Raw genomic sequence first — 25,641 nt, forward strand, 5'->3', positions numbered from 1 at the left:
TGGGAAATCAGCATTCTCAAACGTCAGTCCGTCGCCTGTTCGCACGTACTAGAGGACAGAAGTACACCCGTACTTACATACTCCATAACAAGCTACGAAATCGTAGGAGACATCTCATGGCACGTGGTGGCATCAACAAGGCGCTGGTCCAGAAGGCTCGCGACGCACTGCAGGCTCGAGGCGTCCGGGCCAGCATTGACGCGGTGCGAGTCGAGTTGGGCAACACGGGCTCCAAAAGCACCATCCTGCGCTATCTGCAGGAGCTCAGTGCCGTGCAGGCGCCCTCAGACCCGGTAGCTCTGGAAGACGAACTGGTGCGCCTGATCAGCAGTGTAGCCGAGCGGCTGCAAGAGGCAGCCAAACAAGCAGTCGCGAACGATCAAACCCGAGTCGATCAAGCCTGGCAGCGGCATGCGCAAGCTCAGGAGCAACAACGCGAACTAGTGGAATCTTTAAGGGATCAGGTCCGCCGCCTGGATGCACAGGTGGAAGAGCACCGCCAGCGCGAATTGGCGGCGCAGAGCTATGCCCGGGACCTGCAGACCCAGTTCGAGGCGCAGCAACGGCAATTGACTCACGTGCAGCAAACGCTAGATGAGCGTGAGGCCCACCTCACCGCCTTGAGTGAGCGTCACGATCACCTCAAAGCTTCGCGGGATCACTATCAGGAGCAACAACGGACTCAGCGAGAACAGGAACTGGCTCGTCACGATCAGCAGGTCCAGCAGTTGTCCAAAGAACTTCGGACCCTGCAGGCATCCTTGCTCGCCAAACAGGAAGAACTGGCCACTCTCAATAGAGCCAACGAACGGCTGCTCACCGAGTCGCGCCTGGCTAGCCGACAGGCACTTACCGACTCGCGGGATTACAGCCAGGCCAGAGTCGAGTGGCAACAACTCGCCCATCGTCATCAGCAGGCACAGGCCCAGTGGCAAACGGAGGAGGCAGAATTACGCGAACGTCTGCGCGCGGCTCTGCTCAAGCAGCGCAGCGATGCTCTGTACCGACGGCATGAGCAGCGGCAGATTCTTCAACTGCAACGCCTGTTAGAAACGTCGGCGCATCGCGCATGAAACCTTTCCTATGCAAACAGTGTTCGGGGCCTTGCCACGTGCTAGCCCTCGAGAGATCGGTCTACTCGTACCGCACTGGGCACGTCGAGCCGTGGGTCCAACGCCCTCATCGCTCTCATTAGTAAGGGCGGGCACCGACGCACGCCATGGTTCAGACTGCCCTGCAGCTTTTTTTCAAACGCTTTGCCACCAATACGGAGACACCAGAGCATCGCAATAGCGCACCGCGCGGTGCGATCATCGGCGGGCAACCATCCCCACTCCTTCAGATCGGCGAACCGTTCGTTGCACAAAACACATTGATCAGCAAACGCGGCGGCGTCGACCGGCCAATCAGGCTGTGACGGATTGGGCTCCAGCCCTCTGGCGCGTAACCAATTGTCAATGAGTAACCACAGGTCAGCAAAACAGCCTTGGCACTCAGGCGAGAGCGACGCGAGGGTCAGGTAGTCGTTGAAATATTTATGCAACCACAGGCGCTGCGGCATCCGGCGCGGGCAGCGGCAGCCTACCAGGGCCAGTGGCATCGCCAGCCTGCTCCAATCCGGTATACCCAGCGCCCAACTCATCCGCGCATTGACGCGACAGCGATAGGAACTAGGGACTAGGGCACGGCAACTGGGCAGAAGGTCCTGTAGAAAGGCCGCGGGCCTCTCAGCGTCTTCCGAGTCCCAAGTTAGCAACGTCCACAACGGATTCTGCAACACCTGATTGAGCACCGGGAAGGCTGCAATCAGACGCTTTAGGCAATGGGTCTGCAACTGGCTCCCGTCATCCAGTAGGCGCAGCCATTTGGGATTGGCTACGCCTCCGCCAGCGATCACTTGACCGCCCGGTACGGCATAGAGATACGGACGATCCAGATAGTCGCACCACCGGGCAAATTCGTTCCGGTCACGAGCCCCCGATATCTGGTACATCTGGGCGCCTAGGAAACGGTTGCGACAGCGGCATATTGCAACTCTCGAAAGTGTCGACACTTTGTCATCTCCTGCGGCCCGTAGCCCCAGTACATAACTATAGAACGCTACGAAACAGAAGCCAGCGCATCTCGTCACCCATGCCGACGTCACAGGCTATAACCGTTCATGACAGAGTAATGCGAAAACTGGGTCGCGCTAAGTCTCTGACGTGTCTAGATATATACAGTGCCTATCGTGAATTTAGCGCCAATTTTGTCGTTTGACGGCCTGTCATCTCTCGCCAGCTAATGCGCAACCTCGGTGAGTGTAAGCCGTTGATCCTTATAGCCATAGCCAATATCTATCTCAAAATTTAGAGGAATTTCCGTTAGCAGTATGAATGTACGTACCGGCCTACAGTGAGCTGGCGATCCGGCACTTTGCTTGGATCTACCTGAAGGACATGACCATGCATCGCCATCGATTGTACCTGCGCAGTATCCCGCCATTACGGCGGCCTATAGCCCTAGATAACACCTCGCATAGACAATTCGGTCCCCCGCCTTGGCGCACCAGCCTCTCTCACCACTGCGTCCAAGCACACCCCCAACAGGCCGGTCGGGCGGAGGCGCCTAGTGATGTCGGGGGACAGACTATGCACCAACGCAATCTTGTCGCAGCGTTGGCCACTTCACTGAACGATACCGGGCTGCGTATTCCCCACGCAGGAGTCCGGCACCGTGCACAGATCATTGGCCGGATCTTCGCCGCGATGACCTTGGCGCTCAGCCCCCTATTGTCGCGACGATGGTCTCCTCGAAGACCCTGCTAGCGCTAATTGGGCACTTATATCCCATGACGTGCTGCGTGGAGGTCAGCTTGCTTGACAGTCATGACTGCTTAACTCAGCGCGCCCCCCCCCCCGGAGGAACACGATCATGCTTGTAACATCTAGGGATTGTCTCGAAAACCGGCCCCGTGCGCCCTTGAGCAAAGGACGCCCAGGGAGTCGAGTAACGTTTTTCCCGTCACGAAAAAACCATGGCCCGATCACCTGCGGCAACCTCATGCAGGCTGATTATTGCGTTCACCTCGAGTATCACCACGATGTCCGCACCTACCAGTGCCGCCCTCCAACCGTGTGCAAGGGTGAACTGCGCTACAAGGCCGACTTTCTCGTTGCGCTCAGCAACGGACCGTCGGTGTACCACAAGTTTCTGCTACCGGATGACCAGGCCAGGCCACACATGCGTGACTGGACGAAGGCGGTCGAAGCCATGCTGCTGGAGCATGGAGTGCTATTCCGGTGGCTCATTCACGACAAACTGCCTCAGCGTCTGGTCACTCAAAACCTGAGGTACCTCTATCACCACAGCTTCAGCAGTTCTAAACGGGCAGCACTTGAAGTGCGTGCTCAGGTCGTCGCGCATGCCGGACAACAGACGACCATTGCAGCACTGCTGGCTAGGGGTATCGCTCCCGCAGACATCAGCCACGCCATCTTTCTGAATGAGTTGCGGGTCAACCTTGAGCAGAAGCTCACGCCCGAAAGCAGGATCTACGGAGGCCATGATGGACATCTCTGAATTTAAAATCGGTGAACACTACCGCTATCGCGGCCAGCGCTTTCAGGTCGTCGATCAACAAGGTGAAACCGTGCAACTGCGCGCCGTCGAAGGCCGCCGGATCGTATTGCGCCAAACCCGAGAAGTTCTACTACGTGCGATGAAGCGCTGTGACCTGGTCAAAGATCAGGAGGCGCCCATCGAGAAGGATCCACAGAAAATCCTTGCGGGGCTCCCCAAGCCTTACGCGGCTGCATTCGACCGACGCTGGCATTATGTGCATGCGCTCACCAAACGGTTTGGAGGGAAAATGCCGAGGGAGCGGAGCTCGCTGATGATCAGCGCTCTGGCTAATGACATCAAGGACATCAGTCCCCCCAGCTTCAGCACGGCCCGCAGTTGGGTACGGGCTTTCTGCAAATCGGGGCACAGCAGCCTTGCCCTTATACCCGGCCGACGGCAGAGAGCGAAACATCGCTTAGCCCTCCAGCCTTGGGAGGTTCAGCAGGTGATCAATCAACAGGTCAGCCAATTTTACCTGAAAGCTGAACCGGCCTGTAAAACTGAAGTGATCGATGCCATTGTCCTGGAGCTGGAAGCCTTCAACGACGGCAGACCCAGCCACGATCGCTTGAAGATCCCATCGGAATCGACCCTCAACCGTATCCTGCGAGAGCTCGACGCTTATGAAAGAGCGCTGGCTCAGCATGGCAGCAAATATGCCCAGAAACACCAGGGATGGACTCGCAAGCGGGATCGGCCTGGACGATTCTTCGAACTCGTCGAGGCCGACACGCAGCAGATGCACGTGATGGTAGTGGGCAGTGATGGAGAGGTCATTGGCCGCCCCTACTTGACGGTGTTCCTAGAGGTTTACACGCGGATGCCGTATGCCTGGTCTATCGGATTTAATCCCCCCTCTTTGGACACGACCCTTCAGGCACTCAAGCGATCGTTATCCAGTGATAACACATACGCCGGTGTTGCCATCCGCTACGTTTTCGACAGCGGAGCCGAGTTCATCGCGCAGAATCTGCGTCGAATTATCGCCATGCTCGGCGGTGAGGTGTGCTATTGCGAGCCTGGTACCGGCAATCAGAAGCCTCACGTGGAAGCGTTCTTCGGAACTTGGTCGAAAGAAATCGCCCACGTGATGCGAGGCACGACTTTCTCGAACATCGGCGCACGGGGTGACTACAGCTCCGAAAAAAACGCTTGCATGACCATCGAGGACGTCAGAGACGCCTTCTCCCGCTGGGTGACGCAGGTGTACTGCGAACGCGTGCACAGCAGTCTGAACACGTCTCCCAATCGGGCTTGGGAAGCGGCGTACTCCGAGATGTTTCCGCCCCGGCGCTATTCACAGTCCGAATTACGCCAGCACTTTCTCAGTGCGTTCCAAGCCTCTCCCCAACAGGGGCGGCTGCGCTACAACTCCCTGTTTTGGACCGGGCCGGCGGTAGGGTATCTGGCCAACCGCGAGCCCAAAGCAGAAAAGCTCCTGGTCTACTACGACCCGAGTGACCTCGGTCTGGCCTGGGCCTGCCATCCCAGTTATCCCGACGAGGTGTTGGAGCTGCAAGCTGTAGAGCCTGACTACCAGCAAGGCTTGACCATGCATCTTCATCAACTGACGCTTAAACGTCTGAGGGCCGAGCGTAAAAGCTTCGACTCGCACAAGGCGCGCCGCGCCAGGGTGGCACTGCTGCATGAGCTAGCCCTAGTAAAGACGCCGGCCCAACGGCGTAAACACAGCCGAGCCGAAGAACAGGGCTCATTGCAGCCCAAGACCCGGCGCGCTGGCAGCGGCGGCAAACAGCAGCCGCTGAAACCGCAGCCCACGACCTACCGTTACCACGACAACACACCCGACGACTATTCGTCTGAGGAGATCTAAGGCCATGCACATGCCAATGTCGAGGCACTCGCCTGTGCCCTCTCAGACCCAGCTCGGTGCCAGCCAGCGATCACGACCACTCGCAGAGCATTGCCCTGTCAGTCACACGGGCTGCGCCAATCTCCGTCTCTGTTAGCGAAAAGCGATGTAGCCGGCTGCCGGCAACACTTCTTGGAGTGAGCCACAGCCGGGCTACCTCCCCGTCGTCAGTGTCCCCAACGCCCTGATAATCCGTCAGTGCGCACGCACAAAAGGTCCACCATCATGGAGCTCGAGCGTCAGCAAGTGCTTAAAGCGTTCAAAAGCAAAATTGTCTTCCATCCGCGCTACCGGCACGCATTCTCGCAAATCCAGAATGCGATCGAGAATACGGAGGCACTAGGTGAACCAGCGTGCGCCCTGCTTTGCGGCCCAAGCGGGACTGGGAAGTCCACGCTGTGTAATTACTTTCGCAAGCATTATGTCGCGGACGCAGAAACTCATCGTAAAGACGGCACTTACTCCAACCTCCCCGTCTTCTATTGCGAGGTCCCCTCACCGGCCACCGTCAAAGGCCTGATCACGAACATGTTGCGCATGCTGATTAACGCTACCCCCAGTGGTACCGTTGAGAAGCTAACCCATCAGCTCATCACGTGTCTTAAAACATCTCAGGTAAGGGTGATTTTTCTCGACGAAATTCAACGCCTCTGCATCACCACCGTGGCCGAGAAGGTACGACTGGACTCCCTGCAATGGATTGTTTCGCTGCTCAACGGCTCCGGAATTCCGGTGATCCTTTCAGGCACCTGCCTGTGCCGTAACATTCGCCGCGAAGACGAAGCCTTTGAAAACAGGTATCCATACTTCGCCGAGCTTTCAAACTTCCGCTATGAAACAGGAGATAACTCCGACTACTACGCGACGTTGAAACATCTGGACAGGGCGATGTATCAGGTAGCTCCGCTCGAAAGAGGTGTCCACCTTAATGATCCAACGATCGCGGCTCCTCTGTTTGTGGGTACCAGAGGCAATCTAAAACGCATGCGTTTGATCATCAACGATGCGCTGAAGACGTGCCTGTACCGCAATGAGAAGCTCGAGTTGAAGATGGATGATTTCATTACGGCTTGCCAGTACGCAGACATGCCGAAAAATTTGTCAGACGGAAATCCCTTCGGACTGTCTTATGACGACGCGTTGAAACTCATTTTGGATTGTGAGGAGACGGAGGGTGAGTAAGATACTGTTCCTGCCTGCCCCGCTTCCCGAAGAAAGTCCTACCAGCGTGCTGAGACGCATGGCGATCCGACACGGTTGTACAGTCAGGACTGATCTTAAGGACCTCTTTGGAGAAGCCAACTTCTATAGGCCGATACTCGTCCGCACGCACCCCATTATCCAAGCCATTGCGACGCAATCCAGCTGGAATGTGGAACGGTTTCTGAGCGGATTCTACGAGCCGGTGGGGCCGTTACCAATCGCGCCGCCATTGAGAATCGGCGGGCAGGTGGTCAAGGCCGAGATGGTGCGAAAAAACCGATCTGCCTTCTGCTCTGAGTGCTGGGCAACTGGCCGGGAATATTTCATTAAGGACCTGAGACTTGCAGTCTATTGTCCTTATCACTTACGCCAATATTTGGATAAATGTCCTCGATGTGGTACTGATCTGAGTTGGTGCAGCCTATTATCCGGCAGGTGCCGATGCAAAGAACTGGCAACGTCACCGGCCTGCACACCTGAAGATGCGGACATTGAACGTCAACTTTTGAACTTATTCAGACAGGGAGACAACATACGGTTCAGCAGGTTTGACGAATATCTGAAACTGCTGGACTTTTTAAAAAAAGATCAACACGAATGCAGCGCAGTAAGAACCTTAATCATGATAGCATTTGCCTTACTGAACAGGGATCGAAAGGCGATCTTGTGCAATCTGGAAAAGCTGCACGCACTTTACCCCGACATACCCAAACGAATTATCTGTGCCAAACTTTCTCTGGTCCCGGCGGAGGAATATCAGGACTGTGTAAAAACTTTCCTACTACAAAACACCACTCCTATTCAACAAAAAAACCTTACACCAAAACCTTTGTCAGCCTTTTACCTAACTAGTCGCCAAATCTGTGCCTGGCAAAATTTGAACAACCACCAATGGAAAACAGCTCGCAAAACATTCAATACTCTCCCAACAACGGGCCGTTACTACTTGGAGGAAGTGCAAACAATGGCTGCGCACATACTTCAACTAAAGCTTAATAAAGGTTTCAGCCAAAAGAAAACTATCTCGGGCATAAAGCTAGGAGAATTGAAAAAAAATCTACTGATAAGTATGAAAGTTCTAAGGGACGCTATCAACAAAAAGCTTCTGCACCCAATTAGCTGGCAGCAAAATGGCTGCTTATTCGATCCTACTGATATAGAAAACTTCTCTCAGCATTACATTTCCGTGCGGAAGCTGTCGGCCAACACCCAAATCCCGGTACGCAAAATACGCAGCGCGCTTCGACACTTAGAATTACGCAGTTCCGAATTTAGAAGTCAAAGAGCGTGTTTACATGTGATGAATATTGAAACAAGCAAAGCAGTGATTGAGTGGTGCACCCCTCATCCAAAAAAATATCAGAAGCGGGACGCATCTTGGTTCGGGCTTCCAAAACATGACCCGAGCCAGGCCGGCATTTGGCTGAATTCATCGGCTGCAGCAAAATTCTTAGGGGTCGGGCCGCCACAGATCGGTTGTTTTGTAGCGGCCGGGCTGGTAGCCGCTTCGGTTGGCGGATCCAAAAACAATGCTTACCTCATTGAGGAGACGGCGCTGGTCGAATTCAAACTTAACTACATAAGCGTCACCGAAGCGGCAAAGCTATTGGGCTTGACGCTACACTCCGCCAGTACCGTCCTCAAACAAGCGGGCATCGCTCCCGTCACGGGGCCCGGAGTAGATAGAAATTCTTCTTACCATTTTTTACGTTCTCAAGTACTTGCATCACTGCGCCCTATTGATGAAGCTGATGATTCAGGCATTACTAACTATGACGCAAGTCGCCAGTTACACCTTCCCCCCGCAACGATAGTGAAACTGATCAATGCCAAAGCATTGGAGCTTGTAGACCCAAAGGATCGCTTCAAAAAATCGCTAAAGAAGAGAAGTGTGGATGAATTTTATGACCATTACGCAACAGAGTTGACCGTCGCCAAGTTTTTGAACGTTCCAATCAAATGCGTAGTGCGAGCATTATCTAGGTTCGGAATAAATCCAATATCGGAAGTGGCAAGCAAATCGTCTAAGACCCAAATCTACAGGATAGACGACGTCGCCGCAGTTTTTTCCCTACCCCGTCGCCCCAACTCAATTGGTTACAAGGCAGGAAAATTTCTGCTTTTAGAAAAAGTCTCGATTGTGAGAAAGAGACACCAGCTTTCAGCAGTACCATTCTTCCGACTCTTCATAGCGTCCGGATTTGTTGACACGATTGGAAATCACGAACCAATTTATCTGTTAGAAAGTGACATCCTCAGAATTTCACAGATAATGGAAAAGTACTGCATCATCTCGCAAGCCAACAAATATTTGGGGCATCCTAACCTTGCACACAACCTCATCCGGACAAAAAAAATAGATGTAACACACCCGCTACTGCCCTATACAAACTACCCTATGGTTGAAAGAGCAGCTTTGTACGATTACGCGTTAAAAAATCATCTTATCTAAATTTTGCCCTCCCTCTACCAACACACTCGTTCGGCCAATACTGATACGATCAGCTACTAGTCCGGTTAGTAATAGCTGACTGGCATAACCGTTGTCAGCTTATTTTGCCAGAAACAAGCAAAAGCCAGCTTATTTTCACACCTTCTACCTAGTGATTTTGACAAATGTCAACGAAATCAATGCTAGTATGTTAAAGGAGAAATGAAAAATGGGGGGAGCTGGCTTACCGGCGATGGCGATCATGCGGGCGCCATCGCCGGCAAGCCGGCTCCTACAGGTTTGGTGTTGATACCCGTTAAATAGTTTTTATGCCCAATCAAACCATCAAGACGCCCTGCGTCGGCTTGTGTTCCACCGTTTACGGGGACTTGGTCTGCCGGGGCTGCAAGCGTTATCACCATGAAGTGATCCAGTGGAACGGCTACAACGCCGACGAGAAACAGGCGGTGTGGCTGCGCCTGGAGCAATTGCTGGTGCAGGTGATGGCCAGCAAGTTGGAGGTGTTTGATGCGCACCTGCTGCGTCAGCAACTGGAGAACCGCAAGATCCGTTTCGTCCCGCACCAGTCACCGTATTGCTGGGCGTACCAGCTGATTGCACGGGGTGCGCGGGTGATTTCCAAGCTGGATGCGTATGGGCTGGCATTGCTGCCAGAGTTTCGCGAACGCAGCCTGGCGGATCTTCGGGATGCGATTGACCGGGAGTTTTTCCTGCTGTCAGAGGCGCATTACGAGCGGTACATCGCCCCAGGTTTCCTGAAGGAAGCGTTTGGCCCCGCCCTGATCGCCACGCTCTGAAAAACACGGTGGGAGCCGGCTTGCCGGCGATGGCGACCTTACGGACGCCATCGCCAGCAAGCCGGGCTTTCACGGGTTCAGGCGTTCCAGGAAGCGTCGCGTTCCGCCTGCAGGCCGTAGCGCTCAATCGCCTGCTGACACACTTGCGGCGCCAGGCTGCCCTGCTCCGCCAACGCCGTCAGCGCTGCCAGCACCAGGTGATGGCGATCCACCTCAAAAAAATCCCGCAGCGCCGCCCGCGTATCGCTGCGTCCAAAGCCGTCCGTACCCAGTACGGTGTAGCGGGAACCCAAGTAAGAGCCAATCATCTGCGGCACTGCCCGCACATAGTCGGACACCGCAATCACCGGCGCGCCGTGGGGCAAGCATTCATTCACATGGCTGACCCGCGCCACTGCCTGCGGATGCAAGCGGTTCCACCGTTCCACCTCCCGCGCATCCCGCGCCAGCTCGCTGAAACTGGTGACGCTGAACACCTCGCTCGCCACCTGCCAATCGTCCGCCAGCAACTGTGCCGCTGCCTGGGCTTCGCGCACCAGCGTGCCCGACCCGAGCAGGCGCACCTGGGCACCGGCCGCGCCTTGCAGGCGATACATGCCCTTGATGATCGCCGCTTCAACCCCTTCCGGCAGGCTCGGCTGCGGATAGTTTTCGTTCATCAGGGTCACGTAGTAGAACTCGTCCACATCCTGCTCCAGCATCTGGCGCATGCCGTGATCGAGGATCACCGCGAATTCCCCGGCGAACGCCGGGTCGTAGGCACGGCAATTGGGCACGGTGGCAGCCGTGAGGTGGCTGCTGCCGTCCTGGTGCTGCAAGCCTTCGCCCCCCAGGGTGGTGCGTCCGGCGGTGGCACCCAGCAGGAAGCCACGGGCGCGTTGGTCGGCGGCCGCCCAGATCAGGTCGCCAACGCGCTGGAAGCCGAACATCGAGTAATAGATGTAGAACGGCAACATGCGCAGGCCATGCACCGAATAGCTGGTCGCCGCCGCGACCCAGGAACTGATGGCGCTGGCCTCACTGATACCTTCCTCCAGGATCTGCCCGTCGGTGGCTTCGCGGTAGCTGAGGATCGAGCCAATGTCCTCAGGCTCGTAGCGTTGACCGACGCTTGAATAAATACCGATCTGCTTGAACAGGTTGGCCATGCCGAATGTCCGCGCTTCATCGGCCACGATAGGCACGATACGTGGGCCCAGGGCCTTATCCTTGAGCAGGTTGGTCAACATGCGCACGAAGGCCATGGTGGTGGACATTTCCTTGCCGTCGGCGGCCGTCGCGAAGCCGGCGTATGCCGAAACCGCCGGCACGCCGACCGGGCTGGCGCCCTGACTGCGACGGGGCACGTAGCCGCCCAACGCAGTGCGGCGCTGGTGCAGATAGCGCAACTCCAGGCTGTCCTCGGCCGGTTTGAAGAAGCTCAGTGATTCGGTCTGTTCATCGGTCAGCGGCAACTGGAAGCGATTGCGGAAGGCGATCAACGCATCACGGTCCAACTTCTTCTGCTGGTGAGTGGTCATCTTGCCCTGCCCGGCCTCGCCCATGCCGAAGCCTTTCTTGGTCTGGGCCAGAATCACCGTGGGTTTGCCTTTGACCCGACGTGCGGCGTGATAGGCCGCGTGGATCTTGACCATGTCGTGGCCGCCACGCTTGAGACGGTCGATCTGCTCATCGCTCATGCCCTCGACCAGCCGGGCCAGGGATTCGCTCTGGCCGAAGAAGTGTTCACGGTTGTAGGCACCGTCCTTGGCGGCGAAGGTCTGGAATTGACCGTCGACGGTGTTGGACAAGGTGTTGACCAGCGAACCGTCAGCGTCATTGGCCAGCAACGCATCCCAGTCCGAGCCCCACACCAGCTTGATCACGTTCCAGCCCGCGCCGGCGAACAAGGCTTCCAGCTCATCGATGATTCGCCCATTGCCGCGCACTGGGCCGTCGAGGCGTTGCAGGTTGCAGTTGACCACCCAGGTCAAGTTGTCCAGGCCTTCGCGGGCGGCCAGGGTCAGGGCCGACATGCTTTCCGGCTCGTCCATCTCGCCATCGCCGAAGACGCCCCAGACGTGGCGGTCGCGGGTGTCCTGCAAGTTGCGATGCTGCAAGTAGCGCATGAAACGCGCCTGGAAGATCGAACTGATGGGGCCGATGCCCATGGATCCGGTGGGAAACTGCCAGAAGTCCGGCATCAACCACGGGTGCGGGTAGCTGGACAGGCCGCGTGCGCCATGCGCGGACCCGCCTATCTCCTGTCGATAGTGGGCCAGGTCGTGCTCGCTCAAGCGCCCTTCAAGGAACGCCCGCGCGTAGATGCCCGGCGCGGAATGCGGCTGATAGAACACCAGGTCGCCGCCAAACCCTTCGTTGCGCGCGCGGAAAAAGTGGTTGAAACCCACTTCGAACAAGTCCGCCGCACTGGCGTAGCTGGCGATATGGCCACCCAGCTCGCCATAGGCCTGGTTGGCGCGCACCACCATGGCCAAGGCGTTCCAGCGTACCAGCGAGGCCAAACGTTCTTCGGTAGCAAGGTCGCCGGGGAATGCCGGTTGCTGCGCCACGCTGATGCTATTGATATAGGGCGTGCCGTGGCGGGGTTTCCAGTCGATATGCGCAGCACTGGCGTCTTGAGCCAGCACGTCGAGGATCTGGCGCGCCCGCACGGGGCCGGCGTGGGTGACCAGGGAAGCCAGGGCGTCGCGCCACTCATCCAACTCTTGCTGATCAATCACCGCATTCGTGAAACCGTTCATGGGCACCTCCGGCGTTTTTTTCCAGTTTATGTCGGCGCTGGAGGATTTTTTGCCTGTTATCAGGCGTTCACCGTTGAATTTTGAGCATGAATCACTCCCAGGCTTCGTTTTACCAGCACGTTATGCTCCAGCAGGACGAAAGCCCGCAATTGTGTTTAAAATGCCGCCCGCTCAACGACCGACGCTTAACGATGACCCCAGACGTACTCGCCACCCTGCACACTCACCTGCTCACCGCCCTGGCGCACCCACCGGCTGAAACCCGCCGCCTGTTCCACGGCCGTGGCCGCTGCTGGCCGGGCCTGGAGCAACTGACGGTGGACTGGTTGCAAGGCGTGCTGTTGGTGGCGTTGTTCAAGGAGCCGGACGCTGCACAACTGGACGCCCTGAAACAGCTGCTGCAAACCGAGTTCGGTACGTACACCGTCGCCCTGCAACACCGCTACCTGCCGCAAAGCACCACCGAATGGCTGGCGGGCAACCCTGTCGACGAGCTGACCATTACTGAAGGCGGTCTGCGCTACCTGATCGACCTGGGTAAAAAACAGAATAGCGGGCTGTTCCTCGACATGCGCTACGGCCGCAACTGGGTGCGCGAGCAGGCCAAGGGCCAGCGCGTGCTCAACCTGTTTGCCTATACCTGCGGGTTTTCCGTGGCGGCCATCGAAGGTGGCGCGGACCACGTAGTGAACCTGGACATGGCGCGTGGTGCCTTGAGCCGTGGCCGTGACAACCATCGCCTGAATGGTCATGACCTGAGCAGAGTCAGTTTCCTGGGCCACGACCTGTTCAAGTCCTGGGCCAAAGTCACCCATAGCGGCCCCTATGACCTGGTGATCATCGACCCACCCTCGTTCCAGAAAGGCAGTTTCCTGCTGACCAAGGACTACCAGCGCGTGCTGCGCCGCCTGCCGGACCTGCTTACACCACAAGGCACTGTATTGGCTTGCATGAACGATCCGGCCTTTGGTGAAGACTTCCTGATCGACGGTGTCACCCGCGAGGCTCCGGGCCTGCGTTTTGTTGAACGGCTACAAAACCCGCCGGAATTTCCTGACATTGATGTGCAAAGTGGCTTAAAGGCGCTGGTGTTCCGCCAGGGCTGATGCCGAAACGTCCTACGCTTGCTACGCTAAGTGATACGCCGGGGTGGTGAACCTTCTTACCCCCTTCCCGGTCGATACCTGCATTCCCCGGCCAGACTCGACGGCGTCACGTTGTCGGCTGCCCCGTTTCACCTTTTGGAGAACCGCCCGTGATATCGACCCTGCATGTAGCCAGACTCAAAGCCTGGGGCGCCCACGGCTTTACCGCCACCGGTGTGGTATTGGCCTTTCTGGCTACCCTGGCGCTGCTGGAAAACTCACCCAAGGCCTGCCTGTTGTGGCTGGGCCTGGCATTGGTGGTGGACGGTGTCGACGGTTCACTGGCGCGACGCGTGAATGTCAGCACGGTTTTGCCGAGCTTCGACGGTTCGGTGCTCGACCTGGTGATCGATTACCTCACCTACGTATTCATTCCAGCGTTGTTCATCTACCGCTACATCGACCTGCCGGACTTCACCCACCTGTTTGCGGTGTCGGTGATCCTGGTGTCGTCGCTGTTCTGCTTCTGCAACGTCAACATGAAAAGCAAGGACAACTACTTCGTGGGCTTCCCCGCCGCGTGGAATGTGGTGGCCTTGTGCGTCTATATCATCCAGCCGGAAGCCTGGGTCACCTTGCTGACGGTGATCGGCCTGGCCCTGCTGACCGTGACGCCGATGAAATTCCTGCACCCGTTCCGGGTGAAGCGTTTCATGCCGATCAATATCGCGGTGACCACGATCTGGCTGCTGTGCAGCTTTTTGATGGTGGTGGATTACCCGAATACCAACCCGTGGACGTTCGGGCTGTGGTCGTTAATGTCGGCTTACTTCCTGGGGATTTGTATCTGGCGCACGGCGCTGGAATGGATCGAAAAACGTCACGGTTGATCGCAGTTGAAGATGTGGGAGCGGGCTTGCTCGCGAATGCTGAGTGTCAGTCGGTACATCGGGTACTGATACACCGCATTGGCGAGCAAGCCCGCTCCCACATTTGGATTGCGTCTAGCTGGCGAGTAAGATGGCGGCCTTTCGCTTAGCGCCCTGCCAATCATAAGCCCAGCCCATGCCCTTCGAACTCAGCGTAGACCTCACCACCCTCGCCATCCTGGCCGTTGTCGCCTTTATCGCCGGCTTCATCGACGCCATCGCTGGCGGTGGCGGTTTGCTCACCACCCCTGCGCTGCTCACCGCCGGTATGCCACCGCACTTGGTGCTGGGCACCAACAAGCTCAGTTCCACCTTCGGCTCGGCCACCGCCAGCTTCACCTTTTATCGCCGCAAGCTGTTCCATCCGCGCCAGTGGGTGCATGCCATCGTCGGCACGCTGGTCGGCGCCCTCACCGGCGCCGTAGTCGCCCACTACCTGCCCGCCGAAACCCTGAACAAGATGCTGCCGGTGATCGTGTTCGCCTGTGGCGTGTACCTGCTGTTTGGCGGCACGCCCAAGGCGCCGCTGGACGCCGATGCGCCGATCAAGAAGAAATGGCAATCCACCCAGGGCTTCAGCCTGGGCTTCTACGACGGCGTGGCCGGCCCCGGAACCGGGGCGTTCTGGACCGTGAGCACGATGCTGCTGCACCCCATCGACCTGGTGAAAGCCAGCGGCGTGGCGCGCAGCATGAACTTCGTCAGCAACGCGGCGGCGCTGACGGTGTTTATCATCAACGGCTCGGTGGACTGGATCGTCGGCCTGGCCATGGGCATCTCGGTAATGTGCGGCGCGTTCTTTGGCGCACGCAGCGCGATCAGCGGCGGCGCCAAATTCATTCGCCCGGTGTTTATCACCGTGGTCCTTGGCCTGACAGTGCGCCTAGCCTGGCAGCACTGGTTCAGCGTGGCCTAGTCGACGGGCCAGGTAGAGGTCGATCAAGTAACGCGCAATCGAGCGAGAGGCCGGCAACGGCGGCAGGTCGTGGATGTTGAACCACTGCGCGTCCTCGATTTCGTCCGCCTGGGGCACGATGTCACCACCGGCGTACTCGGCATGGAAGCCCAGCATCATCGAATGAGGGAACGGCCAGCATTGGCTGCCCATGTACTGGATATTCTTGACCTCTACCTGCACTTCTTCGCGTACCTCGCGGATCAGGCAGTCTTCGGCCGACTCGCCCGGCTCGGCAAAACCCGCCAGCGTGCTGTACACCCCCGTGACAAAACGTGGCGAACGCGCCAGCAGGATCTCGTCGCCACGGGTCACCAGCACGATCATGCTCGGCGAGATCCGTGGGTAGCTGCGCAAGTCGCAGGCCTCGCAATACATCGCCCGCTCGCGTGGCACCTGGACCATGGCCTGGCCGCAACGCCCACAAAACCTGTGTTCACGCGCCCAGGTACCGATCTGTGCCGCATACCCCAGCACTTTGTAAAGCGTGTGGTCGCCTTGCAGCATGAAGCCGCGCAGACCCTGCCAGCTGCAGCCCGGTACTTCAGCAGGGGCATCGAGTTCCAGCAGGTACACCGGTTCGCCATCAAGGTGGCCAATGCCGTGTTCGGCGAACACCGAGAGGTCCTGGCGCTTGAGCCACTCCCGGGGAAACAAGGGGCCATTGGTGTCGTGTAAAAAGCCCTCGCGGCTGCGGGCGACGGCCCAGCCACCGGGGGTGTCGTTGTCCAGCAACGTTGTGGTAATCCAGCCTGGGGTCATGTCAGTCAATCCACGAATTCGGGTTTCTGCTTACTCATGTGGGCCGCGATGGCCACGCGCAGGTCGTTGGATTGCAACATAGCCGCGTTCCAGGTGGCAACGTATTCCAGACCATCATTGACTGTATGGTCACGCATGTAGCTGATCATGGCCTTGGTGCCGGTGACGGCTATCGGCGACTTGGCGGCGATTTCATGGGCGATTTCCATGACGCCGGCCAACAGGCTGTCCTGATCGGGATAGACGCGATTGACCAGGCCGATGCTGCGCGCCTCTTCAGCGCCAAACTGGCGGCCCGTGTAGGCAAGTTCGCGCAGCATGCCGTCGCCGATGATGCGCGGCAGGCGCTGCAAGGTGCCGACGTCGGCGGCCATGCCAATGTCGATTTCCTTGATGGAAAATTGCGCGCCCTCGGCGGCGTAGCGCATGTCGCAGGCGCTGATCAGGTCGATGGCGCCGCCGATGCAGTAACCCTGGACCGCCGCCAGCACCGGCTTGCGGCAGTTATCGACGGCATTGAACGAGGCTTGCAGTTCAAGGATCTTGCGGCGCAGCAGGCGCGCATTGCGGCCCACGTCCTTGCCGAACTCGTTGGCCACCGAGGCCAGCATCATCAGGTCGATGCCGGAGGAAAAATGCTTGCCTGCACCGCTAAGCACCACGGCGCGCACGGCGTCGGTGTCCTCGATCCATTGGAAGATGTCGATGATCTCGGTCCAGAACGCGGCGTTCATCGCGTTGATCTTTTCCGGGCGGTTGATCTGCACATGGGCAACGTTGCCGATGAGTTCGACGACAAAAGCGTGGTATTCGGACATGGCAGTGATCCCTGACTGGCGAGTGATAAGGCCCGAACTATAACAAGGGAACGTCACGGCACATCGGCCAAAAACGGGACAGGCCAATGTGATGGAATGTTGTGAGTGATCACTTCATGCAGCACCGATACATTTCACCCAAGGCGGCCGATTTATCGGCTATACAATCAGGGCCATTGCCTGGAGCCGCCTATGCCGACTACGTTTCGCTCAACCTTGATCCTGGCCCTGGTGGTCGTATTGACCGGTATCGGTGCCGGGTTGGGCGGGATGCTGCTGGCATTGCTCCTGCACGGTATTCAGCACCTGGCCTACGGCTATAGTCTCGACAGCCTGGTCAGCGATGAAACGTTCTTGCTGGGCGTCACGGCGGCTGCGCCCGAGCGGCGTCTGCTGGTGCTGGTGGTGTGCGGCCTGGTGGCGGGATTGGGCTGGTGGGCAATTTATCGCTATGGCCGGCCGCTGGTGAGCATCAAGCAAGCTGTCGCGGAAAAGATGCCGATCATGCCGCCCAAGACCACCCTCGCCCACGCCGTGCTGCAGATCATCACCGTGGCGCTGGGTTCGCCGCTGGGCCGTGAAGTGGCACCGCGGGAAATCGGGGCATTGGCCGCCACCTGGTTGTCCCTGCGGGCGCGACTCGACCCACAGATGCATCGCCTGCTCGTCGCCTGCGGCGCCGGGGCGGGTCTGGCGGCGGTCTACAACGTGCCGCTGGGTGGCGCGGTGTTTGTGCTGGAAGTACTGGTGGGCGCGTTCAGTTGGCCAGCGGCGGTGATTGCGCTGGCGACCTCGGCGATTGCGGCCTCGGTGGCGTGGATCGGGCTGGGTGCGCAATTACAATATGAGGTCCCGAACTTCGTATTGAGCCCTGAATTGATCGCTTGGGCGGTGGTTTGCGGCCCGCTATTCGGCGTGGCTGCGTACGCTTTCACCCGGCTCACCGGCAAGGCGCGGGCACAGGCTGCAAGAGGCTGGCGCTTGCCGGTGCTGGCATTGATCAACTTCACCATCATCGGCGGCTTGGCGATGGTATTGCCGCAAATCCTCGGCAATGGCAAAGGCCCTGCGCAGTTGGGTTTCGACAACGAGTTAAGCATCGGCCTGGCGGCTTTATTGCTGGTGGTCAAAGTGCTGATCACCACCAGCAGCCTGCGCGCCGGGGCCGAAGGCGGCTTGCTTACCCCCGGCCTCGCCAATGGCGCGTTACTGGCAATCATCCTCGGCGGCGCCTGGAGCCTGGCGTGGCCCGGCGTTCCCTTGGGCGCGTTTGCGATCATCGGCGCGGCGGCATTCCTGGCCGCCAGCATGAGCATGCCGTTGACCGCGATTGTGCTGGTGGCGGAGTTCACCCGAATCGACCATGACTTCCTGGTACCGATCATCCTGGCCGTGGTGGGTTCGATGTGTGTGAGCAAGCTGTGCCAACGGCGCTGGTAAAAACCCTGCAAAATGCTGGATAAAACCCGGCACACACGCCATCCTTCGCGCTTTAGGCCGCCCCATTCGCTGTTCAGGACTGAGATAAATCCATAGGGGGGTGTGAGGTAAACCCGAGATAATCCGGGATACGCTGGCCTAGGTTGGGATGGATTGTGAAATAGAGTTGCAGCTAGTGCAATTGGAAGTGGCCCCCGATCAGTTGGTGCTGGCGGGGGCGTGTGACTGGGCTTAGATCGTATTGGGCTCAAGCATGTTCGTCGTCCGGTGGTGGGAATAAGTCCCCTTGGTCGCGGGCGATGATTGCCAGGCGCATACGTTTCACCACTGTATATACGTGCTGAACAGAAACTCCGTGCTTAGTCGCCACCTGGTGGTGATTCCGTCCGGTGAAGTCATCGTAGATTTTTTGGTGGAGCTTTGACGCCTGGATGAAAACGCCCTTCGGGACGTAGACCACCTGGCCACCCCACAAAAATGCGAACAGCGTAGTGATTTCCACGCTCGTCGCTTCTGCCAGTTCAGGGCTGACCCCTAAAGTATCGCGAATCACTTTGGCAATAGGCTCGACGGCTTCGCTCAAAAGATCACTGCCGCGTAATGTACTCATTGCTGGACTCTCCCCATCCATTGTTTCAGGTTCTCAATGACCCGGCTTGCCTGGGCCGTGGTCAGCCACTGGAGCGCGGAGACACGAGTCATGCTCTGTACGAACTTGGCCAGAGCCGCCTCGGAGGGGTCGCGCACCGCCCCCAGACCGTGCAGCTCCAACCACAGTGATCGGATCTTCTTCGATTGAATGTCGTCGGCTAGCTGCCGCTTCTGCTCTTTGCTTGGACGAACCTTGAAACCCTTTATCTTGAGCTGTTCCAAAACCCTGAGCAGATTTGGAACGCTCAGATCAGCGGTGGACGTTGCGCCGTCCAAACCCTTCATGCCAGCCAGCATCAGGCGATAGGTGTCATCTTCCATGCGTAGCTCACGTCGGGCGACATGGATCAGCTTGATCAAGCGCAGGCGATTTAGGTTGGAAGGCGCGGCTTTCACTGGGCACCTCCCAGCGTCGAACGTTCGCTATTGCTCTGTTGGTTTCGGGCAGCGTGAATCTGTTGCCGAGCCTTGCTGCATTTGGTGTGATTACCCGTGTTGCGGGGGCGCTGGCACTGATCGCAGATCGCCAGAAACTCCAATACACCGGCTGAAAGTTTCCCTGTGCTGGTCGTGTTCATTTCAAAGCCCCATGGTCAAGCGCGCACGAGGCTGGTGATCCACCGCCTGGTGCAGTTGAGCCGATTTACCAGCCTCATAACCGGCATCACTGGCGCCTTCATTGCGCGCCTTGACCTTACGACGCTTCAGTTCGACGTTCTCCAACTCTGGATACTGCTTTTGCATGAACGCCTCAATGGCCTCTGCAATATTGTCTTCGACGCCTGCGAACGCCTCGATCTTGCTGTGAACCGCATCCAGCCAACCATTGGCAAATGCATCGCCTCGGGCAGCCTTGGTTGAGCGTTTGCAGCGTTTTTGGGTATCCAGGTAGTCACGGCGGGCCTTCTGTAGCTGGCGTACAAGCACCTGATACGCATAGCCAGCGAGTTCTGGCGCGGCTGAACAACCCACAAAGATGAAGCGAGCAGCACTCCACCGAGGGTTGGAGATGATGAACCTGGTACCGAATGCATCAGCGCAGACTTGGGCCAGTCGCACACGCCAAACCGGTGGAGAACCTTCAGAACCGGCAAGGATCGTGTGTTCGCTCGCCATGCTGGCGAGTACGTCACCCACCTCCAAGTTGTACATTTCCATCAGTTTATGGGCTTGGCGTAACGCGATCTCAGCCTCATGAGGGTTGCTGGTTTTGGACTTGGCCATCTCCAGGCATTTTTTGATTTTTTCCAGAGTGCGATTGTTTTCCATGTCACACGTTCTCCAACGGGGTAATGCGCCATTTGCTGTGCAGACGCCCGGCTGTCGTACATGGGAGGCGCTCGATGTCAGTGTGACGACCGGGAAAAAGCTTTTCGGCCAGACGTTTCACGGGATACTCATAGTCGTGGGTGCAGGACACGCGCTTACCGCGCACGGTACTGGTGACATAGCCATCACCGTTCATGCGTACCGAAACCTCGACGGAGGCCAGCGGGTGGATCGAATGCACCGGGTACTTCACGCTCCCGCTACGACCTTCCCACAGATACTCAACGACGCCACCGACCTTGAGGCTGGCCAGGTTCACGACCTTGAGCCCGCCCCAAACATCGGTCTGGTATGGCCAGCTTTCTGTAACGATCCCCACCTCATCGACTGTCCACACAAGAAAGTCCTGGTGGTGATCTTGGAACTCAATCAATGTCTTGCTCATGTCGATTCTCCCTGCCACTGCTGCTTCAACACTTCAAGCTTTTCCGCAGCAACATCGACTTTGTCTGGATCGCCATGAATCACAGCAATGACAAAGCTCTGCCCTGACTCAAGCGCCAGGTGAACAACGTCAAAGGTGTCGTTAGCGCTGGTCTCTGCATCTTCTAGCAGCTGAAATAGCGTCGTCTTGGGCCATTGCAGCGAAGTTAATAGGCCCATGTCACACCACCGCCAAGTTCAAGTTGATTGGCTCGTAACGATCAGTGGCCCCCACACGCTGATATACGCGGATATACACGGACGTTCCGTTCACCTGGATAGAGTCTTTCAAGGCCTCCATAGCGAGCTTCCAATCTGGATCGTCGATCTCAACACGCAGCAGACTGAGTACATCGCCTGTTTTGATCTGACCCTGCCGGTTGGCGCGGAATGCACGATCAACCAGTACGCGTAGATGCTGATCCGCGCCTTCGCTCCATTTTCGGATGCACTGATCGATCAACTCTTTGGCAGCAAGAATCTCCTCTGTGAACGTGATGCGCTCAGCCATGGCGCGCTCGATCTTAAACTTGCCGTCGTAGGTGATAATCGATGCATTGCCCTTTTTTCCACCGATCTTGACGCCATACCGTTCGTGGGAAATGGCAATCAGGTCATCGATATCGGCTAATGCCTTGGCCTTAAATTCGGTCAATCCCTTGCTGAGTACGAGAGCCATACCAGCGAGGTCGGCCGCGACCTGGTCACGCAGCTTGTCGTGCTCGCGCACTTGATGCTCAGGAACCAGGTGTCCAGCGGCGTTTTGAACGAAGCCAGTGGGGATCTGCACCAGCGCTGTTTGTTGTGTCTCAGCCATGAATAGGTTCCTCTTGTTTCGACTGGTTGGAACGGATAGCGAGAATCTGGGCACTGATCTGGGATGCGCGGAGTAGCAGTTTGTCGAGTAGATCCTGCAATGGTTCTTCTCCCTCACCAGTCTCCGCAGGCTCACCTTTGATGAGCGATTGCTCCAGGCGCTGGATGATCTCGCTATTCATGGAGCGGTGATTTTGTTGTGCAGCCTCGCCGATACGGCCACGCATACCATCCGGCAGCCTTACAACGAATTTGTCTGCATTACGTGATGATGTGTTGTTCATGGCAGTGCCTTCCGAAGTACTTCGATAACGTCGTTGATGCCGAGCACCTGACTCTCAGGCTTATTTTTCGACGTGGCTTCAAGCTTTGCGATTGCATCGGCCACACCCTGGACCGTGTAAAGCCGTTCGCCGAGGGCGTCGAGAATCTCAAGGGCGTGCTGACGCCCCTGAACGCGCAGGTGATTGTTTACGGGCGCGATCATTGATCCTGCTCCTTCACCGAGGTGTACCAGGCCACGTCGACGCCCCGGATACGCATGGTGTTACGGGTATGACGGCCAACGGGAGTGAAACTGATCCGATGCAGTTCATCTCCGAAGCGACGCAGGAGCAGGTCAACGCTGTCGTTGTCGATGAAGATCTTGTTATCCAGCAGCACCAGATGTTTGATGACTACACCGGCAGCACGGATGTCGCGGGTCAGCTCGTTGAATGCACAAAGCTTCACGGTGAAGTCTTCAGCCAGAACGCTGGGCCGCTCTTCCACTTGCACACCTACCAAGTACAAAGCAGCCATCTCACACCCCCTTCACGACATCGGCGGTGACTGTCGGCACACCGAGGTGGGTGGCCAGGTTCATCGCGGCGATCATCAAGTTGCCGATGGCCAGCGGATACAGCAGCGAGATTGTTTCGTCGCGACCACCACGGCGGTCGGCCTGCGACAGACGAGCGGCAATTGCCTGGATGCCCCCGGCGTCGATCACCTCGGCCAACGACTTACCTGCACGCTCAAAGCGGAACTTGAGAAACTCCTCCAGGCGAGCGCCTTCAACCGGTGGAAGCGTGACACGCTCGCATCGCTGCACCACTTCGCGCACGTCGGCGTTGCGCTCGCTCAACTTCACGCTCAGCTCCGGCTGGCCGATCATGATGATGCTGACCAGCTTGGTGAAACCCACCTCCAGCTCCAGGATGCGCTTGAGATGCTTAAGCGTCGGGATCGGCAGGCTGTGTGCCTCCTCGATCACCAGGCAGTGGCGGTAGCCCGCTGCATGGGATTCCTTCAACGCTTTGTGCAGTTGCGCAAAGCGCGCTTCAGGGCTGCTCTTGGGCTTGGCCAAGGGCGAGACCGCCGCCATCATTGACTCGGCAATGTGGGTGCTTTTCAGCGATTTGCCCTTGGTATCGTTATCTTCAGAGGCCAGTACATAGGGCTCAATGATCAAAACCGGGTCGTTGTTTTCGGCAATCCGGTTCACCAGGTCGCGGCGCAAGGTGCTTTTTCCTGCACCCGATTCCCCCTCAACGGCGATGAAGCCGCCGTGCCGTGCGGTCTGGTACATCACCTCGCGAACGTAGCGAATATCAGGGCTGACCCACATGTCCTGGGCGCAGGAAAGCTCATCAAACGGATCGCGGAACAGGCCGAATGCCTTGCGGGTAGATGGCAACAGAGTTTGTTTTGGCAGTAACATAGGTTCGTCCTCCCCGGACGGCTCTTCTTTAAGGGCCGGATCTGCCGTGTTGGCGCACGGCAGATCCACTTCTTCAAACGCGTTGGCGATATCGGCATCGTTGGCGCCGGACTCTGTCAGGAATACACGGATGCGCCCCTGCAGTTCTTCGTTATCCAGGCTGCGTGGCCACTGGCCGTGGTTCAGCAGCTGTGCGATGGCGGCCTCGCTGAGCTTCAGCGACTCGGCCAAGGCCGATTGAGGTCGGCCCACCCCCTGTAAAACGTGCTTAAGTTTCAACATCACTCACCTCCAACCACAGCCCGAACCAGGCTGAGCGGTTTGCGCATGACCTCTACAGGTCGTTTCAGCTCGGCCTCGATGGTGTCGAGCTGCTCCTGGGCGATGCCCTCCGGGTATTGCTGCTGCAGCCAACTGAATGTCTCGGCTGACCAGAGATTGGCCATCCTCGGACGCAGCAATTTCGCAGCCTCGACATGCGACAAAAGCACTTGCTCGACAGTCGGGGCGTTGACGTTCAGGGACGTGCCACGACGCGGCAGGTAGGCCGGCAGCACGGTATCGGTAACGTGTTTGTGCGGGTCAATGAGCCCACCGAACGGAAGGGTCTTGGCCTTACGGGCAGCCTGGGCGTCGGCCTCGTTGGTAGTGCCGGTAGCGATCTGCTCCAGCAGCTTGCGCGAGGTTTGCGCAGGTGTTTCCGCATGTCGCTTGTATTGGTCGCCGATGGTCGCTGCCGTTTGAGCGAAGCCGAATTGGTCCATGCCGATCCGCTCAACGACGTGGTAATGCTCTCGACCGTCGTCGCCGATCATTACGACGATGGCTGAGTCCTTGTCGCGCCAGCAGTTGCGGGTGATCAGCAGCTTGTCGCCTACCATCACTTCCGGTACCGAGCTGACATCGAACTGATCGCCTCGGAACGAAACCCGTAACAGGTTGCTGACCTTGCGCTGCTCCGGCGTGCTGACCGCCAGTTCCCGGCAGACCTCAACACCAGGAGCTAGGCGCAATTCGTCCGGCTTGATCATCTGCCACACGCCATAGCGGCTACGACGGGTACGGGTGTGAATAGAGGTTGCGTTGAAGTAACGCATCCACTGGCCTGCCCAGCTATTGATCTGCTCCAGGCTGGTTGCTGCCTGAAACTTCAGGGCACTCTCAAACTCGCGCTCGACGATGTTGTGAGCCTGCTCTACCTGGCCCTTGGCGCGAGCATTCCCCACCTGGTTGATGATCAACTCAATGGACATGGCGCGGCATAGGTTGCGGAAGGTCCCGCTGGTCATGGCGGCACCGGGGTCAGTCATCAGCATCCAGGGCACACCGTGGAATGGGTCAGACTCGTTGCGTTTCTGCATGGCGTTTATCAAAACGTTGCACAGGTTCTCAGCCGACTCCGCCCCCAGCACGTACTCGACATATAACGTGCCGCTGGTGTGGTCGGTGATCACGTAGCGCCACAAACGTTGGCGTTCGATCTTCTTCAAGTTGCCAGGCTTACCGTCGTAGAACTCGGCCTTCAGCATCACCCGAGCACCATCGTCCGCCAGATAGAACTGCGTCGAGATAGAGGCGTCGACCTGCCATACGTGGTTGGGATGCTTGCTGGCCAGCGACACCGCAGGTGCGTCATGCAGCAGCTGCCCTGGGTGCAGTTTGTAAGTGCGCAAGGCGCGGCTGATCGCGTTATTGGTCAGCGGGCGGAACTCACCCGAGGCCTCATCTACGCGGCCGGCCAGGATCAAGTTGTTGCTGCGCAAGCGCTCAACAGCTCGCTCTATGGTGGACAGTTGTTTGTTGTTGGCCCGAATCGACTCCAGCAACACGGCTGAAATCATGCGAGCCTCTTCCAAGGGCAAAGCGCTGTTGCCTGCATCGCTGCGACGTTTACGGGGTTTGCTCACCGCAACCTCCTTGAGCTTGCGCTGCAGGGTTTGAAGGGAAACACCCAGCTCGGCTGCACCGGCCTTGTAAATGGCGGTGCGCTGACCATGCGGGGCATTGGCTGCCCGTTGGGCGATCTGGGCCAGTTGCTGGGTCTGTACCGGGTTCATGG

At 57.8% G+C, this 25,641-nt stretch carries 25 protein-coding genes; 10 read left to right on the forward strand and 15 right to left on the reverse strand.

The features are described 5' to 3' along the window. The first annotated feature begins 116 nt into the window (after positions 1-116). Positions 117-1,073, forward strand: a complete 957-nt coding sequence (locus BMZ57_RS13730) for a DNA-binding protein (protein WP_069672587.1) — start codon at positions 117-119, stop codon at positions 1,071-1,073. Between the two features lie 41 nt (positions 1,074-1,114). Here BMZ57_RS13730 and BMZ57_RS13735 read toward each other — a convergent pair whose 3' ends face one another. Beyond that, entirely contained in the window at positions 1,115-1,993 is an 879-nt protein-coding gene (locus BMZ57_RS13735; protein WP_069672588.1) for a hypothetical protein, read from the reverse strand. 1,049 nt (positions 1,994-3,042) lie between these two features. Here BMZ57_RS13735 and BMZ57_RS13740 point away from each other — a divergent pair. The 5 genes from BMZ57_RS13740 (at position 3,043) to BMZ57_RS13760 (ending at position 9,928) form a co-directional block, all read left to right on the forward strand. Next, on the forward strand, positions 3,043-3,561 hold the full coding sequence (locus BMZ57_RS13740) for a hypothetical protein (RefSeq protein ID WP_069672589.1): 519 nt from the start codon (positions 3,043-3,045) through the stop codon (positions 3,559-3,561). Further along, positions 3,548-5,437: a TnsB C-terminal domain-containing protein gene (locus tag BMZ57_RS13745; RefSeq protein WP_069672590.1), complete on the forward strand. Its 1,890-nt coding sequence runs from the start codon at positions 3,548-3,550 to the stop codon at positions 5,435-5,437. The genes BMZ57_RS13740 and BMZ57_RS13745 overlap by 14 nt, the downstream gene beginning before the upstream one ends. A 264-nt stretch (positions 5,438-5,701) precedes the next feature. Further along, positions 5,702-6,658 (forward strand): TniB family NTP-binding protein, encoded by a 957-nt coding sequence (locus BMZ57_RS13750; protein WP_069672591.1) that lies wholly within the window; start codon positions 5,702-5,704, stop codon positions 6,656-6,658. Continuing rightward, positions 6,651-9,131 carry a TniQ family protein gene (locus tag BMZ57_RS13755; RefSeq protein WP_074900538.1) on the forward strand — a complete coding sequence of 827 codons (2,481 nt, stop codon included), beginning with the start codon at positions 6,651-6,653 and terminating at the stop codon, positions 9,129-9,131. Before BMZ57_RS13750 ends, BMZ57_RS13755 begins: the two co-directional genes overlap by 8 nt. Positions 9,132-9,439: 308 nt before the next feature. Continuing rightward, complete coding sequence (locus tag BMZ57_RS13760; RefSeq protein WP_044287074.1) at positions 9,440-9,928, forward strand: DUF1289 domain-containing protein; 489 nt, start codon at positions 9,440-9,442, stop codon at positions 9,926-9,928. Between the two features lie 77 nt (positions 9,929-10,005). On the opposite strand, the gene mdeB is transcribed toward BMZ57_RS13760, so the two are convergent. After that, positions 10,006-12,672: an alpha-ketoglutarate dehydrogenase gene (gene mdeB / locus BMZ57_RS13765; protein ID WP_044287073.1), complete on the reverse strand. Its 2,667-nt coding sequence runs from the start codon at positions 12,670-12,672 to the stop codon at positions 10,006-10,008. Between the two features lie 191 nt (positions 12,673-12,863). Here mdeB and BMZ57_RS13770 point away from each other — a divergent pair, with 191 nt between their 5' ends. The 3 genes from BMZ57_RS13770 (at position 12,864) to BMZ57_RS13780 (ending at position 15,602) form a co-directional block, all read left to right on the forward strand. Next, positions 12,864-13,778, forward strand: coding sequence for a class I SAM-dependent methyltransferase (locus BMZ57_RS13770; protein WP_069672593.1), 915 nt, complete (start codon positions 12,864-12,866; stop codon positions 13,776-13,778). Between the two features lie 149 nt (positions 13,779-13,927). Beyond that, positions 13,928-14,647, forward strand: coding sequence for a phosphatidylcholine synthase (pcsA, locus tag BMZ57_RS13775; protein WP_010210698.1), 720 nt, complete (start codon positions 13,928-13,930; stop codon positions 14,645-14,647). Between the two features lie 175 nt (positions 14,648-14,822). After that, positions 14,823-15,602 carry a TSUP family transporter gene (locus tag BMZ57_RS13780; RefSeq protein WP_044287071.1) on the forward strand — a complete coding sequence of 260 codons (780 nt, stop codon included), beginning with the start codon at positions 14,823-14,825 and terminating at the stop codon, positions 15,600-15,602. Here BMZ57_RS13780 and nudC read toward each other — a convergent pair. Both nudC and BMZ57_RS13790 read right to left on the reverse strand, forming a co-directional pair. Next, a complete protein-coding gene (gene nudC / locus BMZ57_RS13785; RefSeq protein WP_010210702.1) occupies positions 15,570-16,403 on the reverse strand; it encodes an NAD(+) diphosphatase in 834 nt (277 codons plus the stop codon). The two genes, BMZ57_RS13780 and nudC, sit on opposite strands and share 33 nt — an antisense overlap. Before the next feature lie 5 nt (positions 16,404-16,408). Continuing rightward, entirely contained in the window at positions 16,409-17,221 is an 813-nt protein-coding gene (locus BMZ57_RS13790; RefSeq protein ID WP_010210704.1) for a crotonase/enoyl-CoA hydratase family protein, read from the reverse strand. A gap of 192 nt (positions 17,222-17,413) precedes the next feature. Between BMZ57_RS13790 and BMZ57_RS13795 the strand changes: the two genes are divergently transcribed. Beyond that, a complete protein-coding gene (locus BMZ57_RS13795; RefSeq protein WP_069672594.1) occupies positions 17,414-18,661 on the forward strand; it encodes a chloride channel protein in 1,248 nt (415 codons plus the stop codon). Between the two features lie 247 nt (positions 18,662-18,908). On the opposite strand, the gene BMZ57_RS13800 is transcribed toward BMZ57_RS13795, so the two are convergent. The 11 genes from BMZ57_RS13800 to BMZ57_RS13850 form a co-directional block, all read right to left on the reverse strand. Further along, the gene (locus BMZ57_RS13800) at positions 18,909-19,271 is read right to left on the reverse strand and encodes a Mor transcription activator family protein (protein WP_083266235.1); all 363 of its coding nucleotides are present in this window, start codon (positions 19,269-19,271) and stop codon (positions 18,909-18,911) included. After that, complete coding sequence (locus tag BMZ57_RS13805) at positions 19,268-19,708, reverse strand: gp16 family protein (protein WP_083266236.1); 441 nt, start codon at positions 19,706-19,708, stop codon at positions 19,268-19,270. The genes BMZ57_RS13800 and BMZ57_RS13805 overlap by 4 nt, the downstream gene beginning before the upstream one ends. Before the next feature lie 183 nt (positions 19,709-19,891). Continuing rightward, entirely contained in the window at positions 19,892-20,581 is a 690-nt protein-coding gene (locus tag BMZ57_RS13810) for a DUF2786 domain-containing protein (RefSeq protein WP_069672596.1), read from the reverse strand. A gap of 1 nt (position 20,582) precedes the next feature. Further along, positions 20,583-21,026, reverse strand: a complete 444-nt coding sequence (locus BMZ57_RS13815; RefSeq protein WP_069672597.1) for a hypothetical protein — start codon at positions 21,024-21,026, stop codon at positions 20,583-20,585. After that, positions 21,023-21,244, reverse strand: a complete 222-nt coding sequence (locus BMZ57_RS13820; RefSeq protein WP_069672598.1) for a hypothetical protein — start codon at positions 21,242-21,244, stop codon at positions 21,023-21,025. The genes BMZ57_RS13815 and BMZ57_RS13820 overlap by 4 nt, the downstream gene beginning before the upstream one ends. A 1-nt stretch (position 21,245) precedes the next feature. Then, the gene (locus tag BMZ57_RS13825; protein WP_069672599.1) at positions 21,246-21,881 is read right to left on the reverse strand and encodes a DUF3164 family protein; all 636 of its coding nucleotides are present in this window, start codon (positions 21,879-21,881) and stop codon (positions 21,246-21,248) included. Continuing rightward, the gene (locus BMZ57_RS30140) at positions 21,874-22,164 is read right to left on the reverse strand and encodes an Arc family DNA-binding protein (RefSeq protein ID WP_074900540.1); all 291 of its coding nucleotides are present in this window, start codon (positions 22,162-22,164) and stop codon (positions 21,874-21,876) included. Before BMZ57_RS30140 ends, BMZ57_RS13825 begins: the two co-directional genes overlap by 8 nt. Beyond that, positions 22,161-22,367, reverse strand: coding sequence for a hypothetical protein (locus BMZ57_RS13835; protein WP_069672600.1), 207 nt, complete (start codon positions 22,365-22,367; stop codon positions 22,161-22,163). Before BMZ57_RS13835 ends, BMZ57_RS30140 begins: the two co-directional genes overlap by 4 nt. Beyond that, on the reverse strand, positions 22,364-22,681 hold the full coding sequence (locus tag BMZ57_RS13840) for a hypothetical protein (RefSeq protein ID WP_069672601.1): 318 nt from the start codon (positions 22,679-22,681) through the stop codon (positions 22,364-22,366). Before BMZ57_RS13840 ends, BMZ57_RS13835 begins: the two co-directional genes overlap by 4 nt. A 1-nt stretch (position 22,682) precedes the next feature. Beyond that, on the reverse strand, positions 22,683-23,864 hold the full coding sequence (locus tag BMZ57_RS13845; protein ID WP_069672602.1) for an ExeA family protein: 1,182 nt from the start codon (positions 23,862-23,864) through the stop codon (positions 22,683-22,685). Then, positions 23,864-25,639 carry a TnsB C-terminal domain-containing protein gene (locus BMZ57_RS13850; RefSeq protein WP_069672603.1) on the reverse strand — a complete coding sequence of 592 codons (1,776 nt, stop codon included), beginning with the start codon at positions 25,637-25,639 and terminating at the stop codon, positions 23,864-23,866. The genes BMZ57_RS13845 and BMZ57_RS13850 overlap by 1 nt, the downstream gene beginning before the upstream one ends. Between the last annotated feature and the right edge of the window lie 2 nt (positions 25,640-25,641).

It is taken from the genome of Pseudomonas simiae (assembly GCF_900111895.1).
Taxonomy (GTDB): domain Bacteria; phylum Pseudomonadota; class Gammaproteobacteria; order Pseudomonadales; family Pseudomonadaceae; genus Aquipseudomonas; species Aquipseudomonas simiae.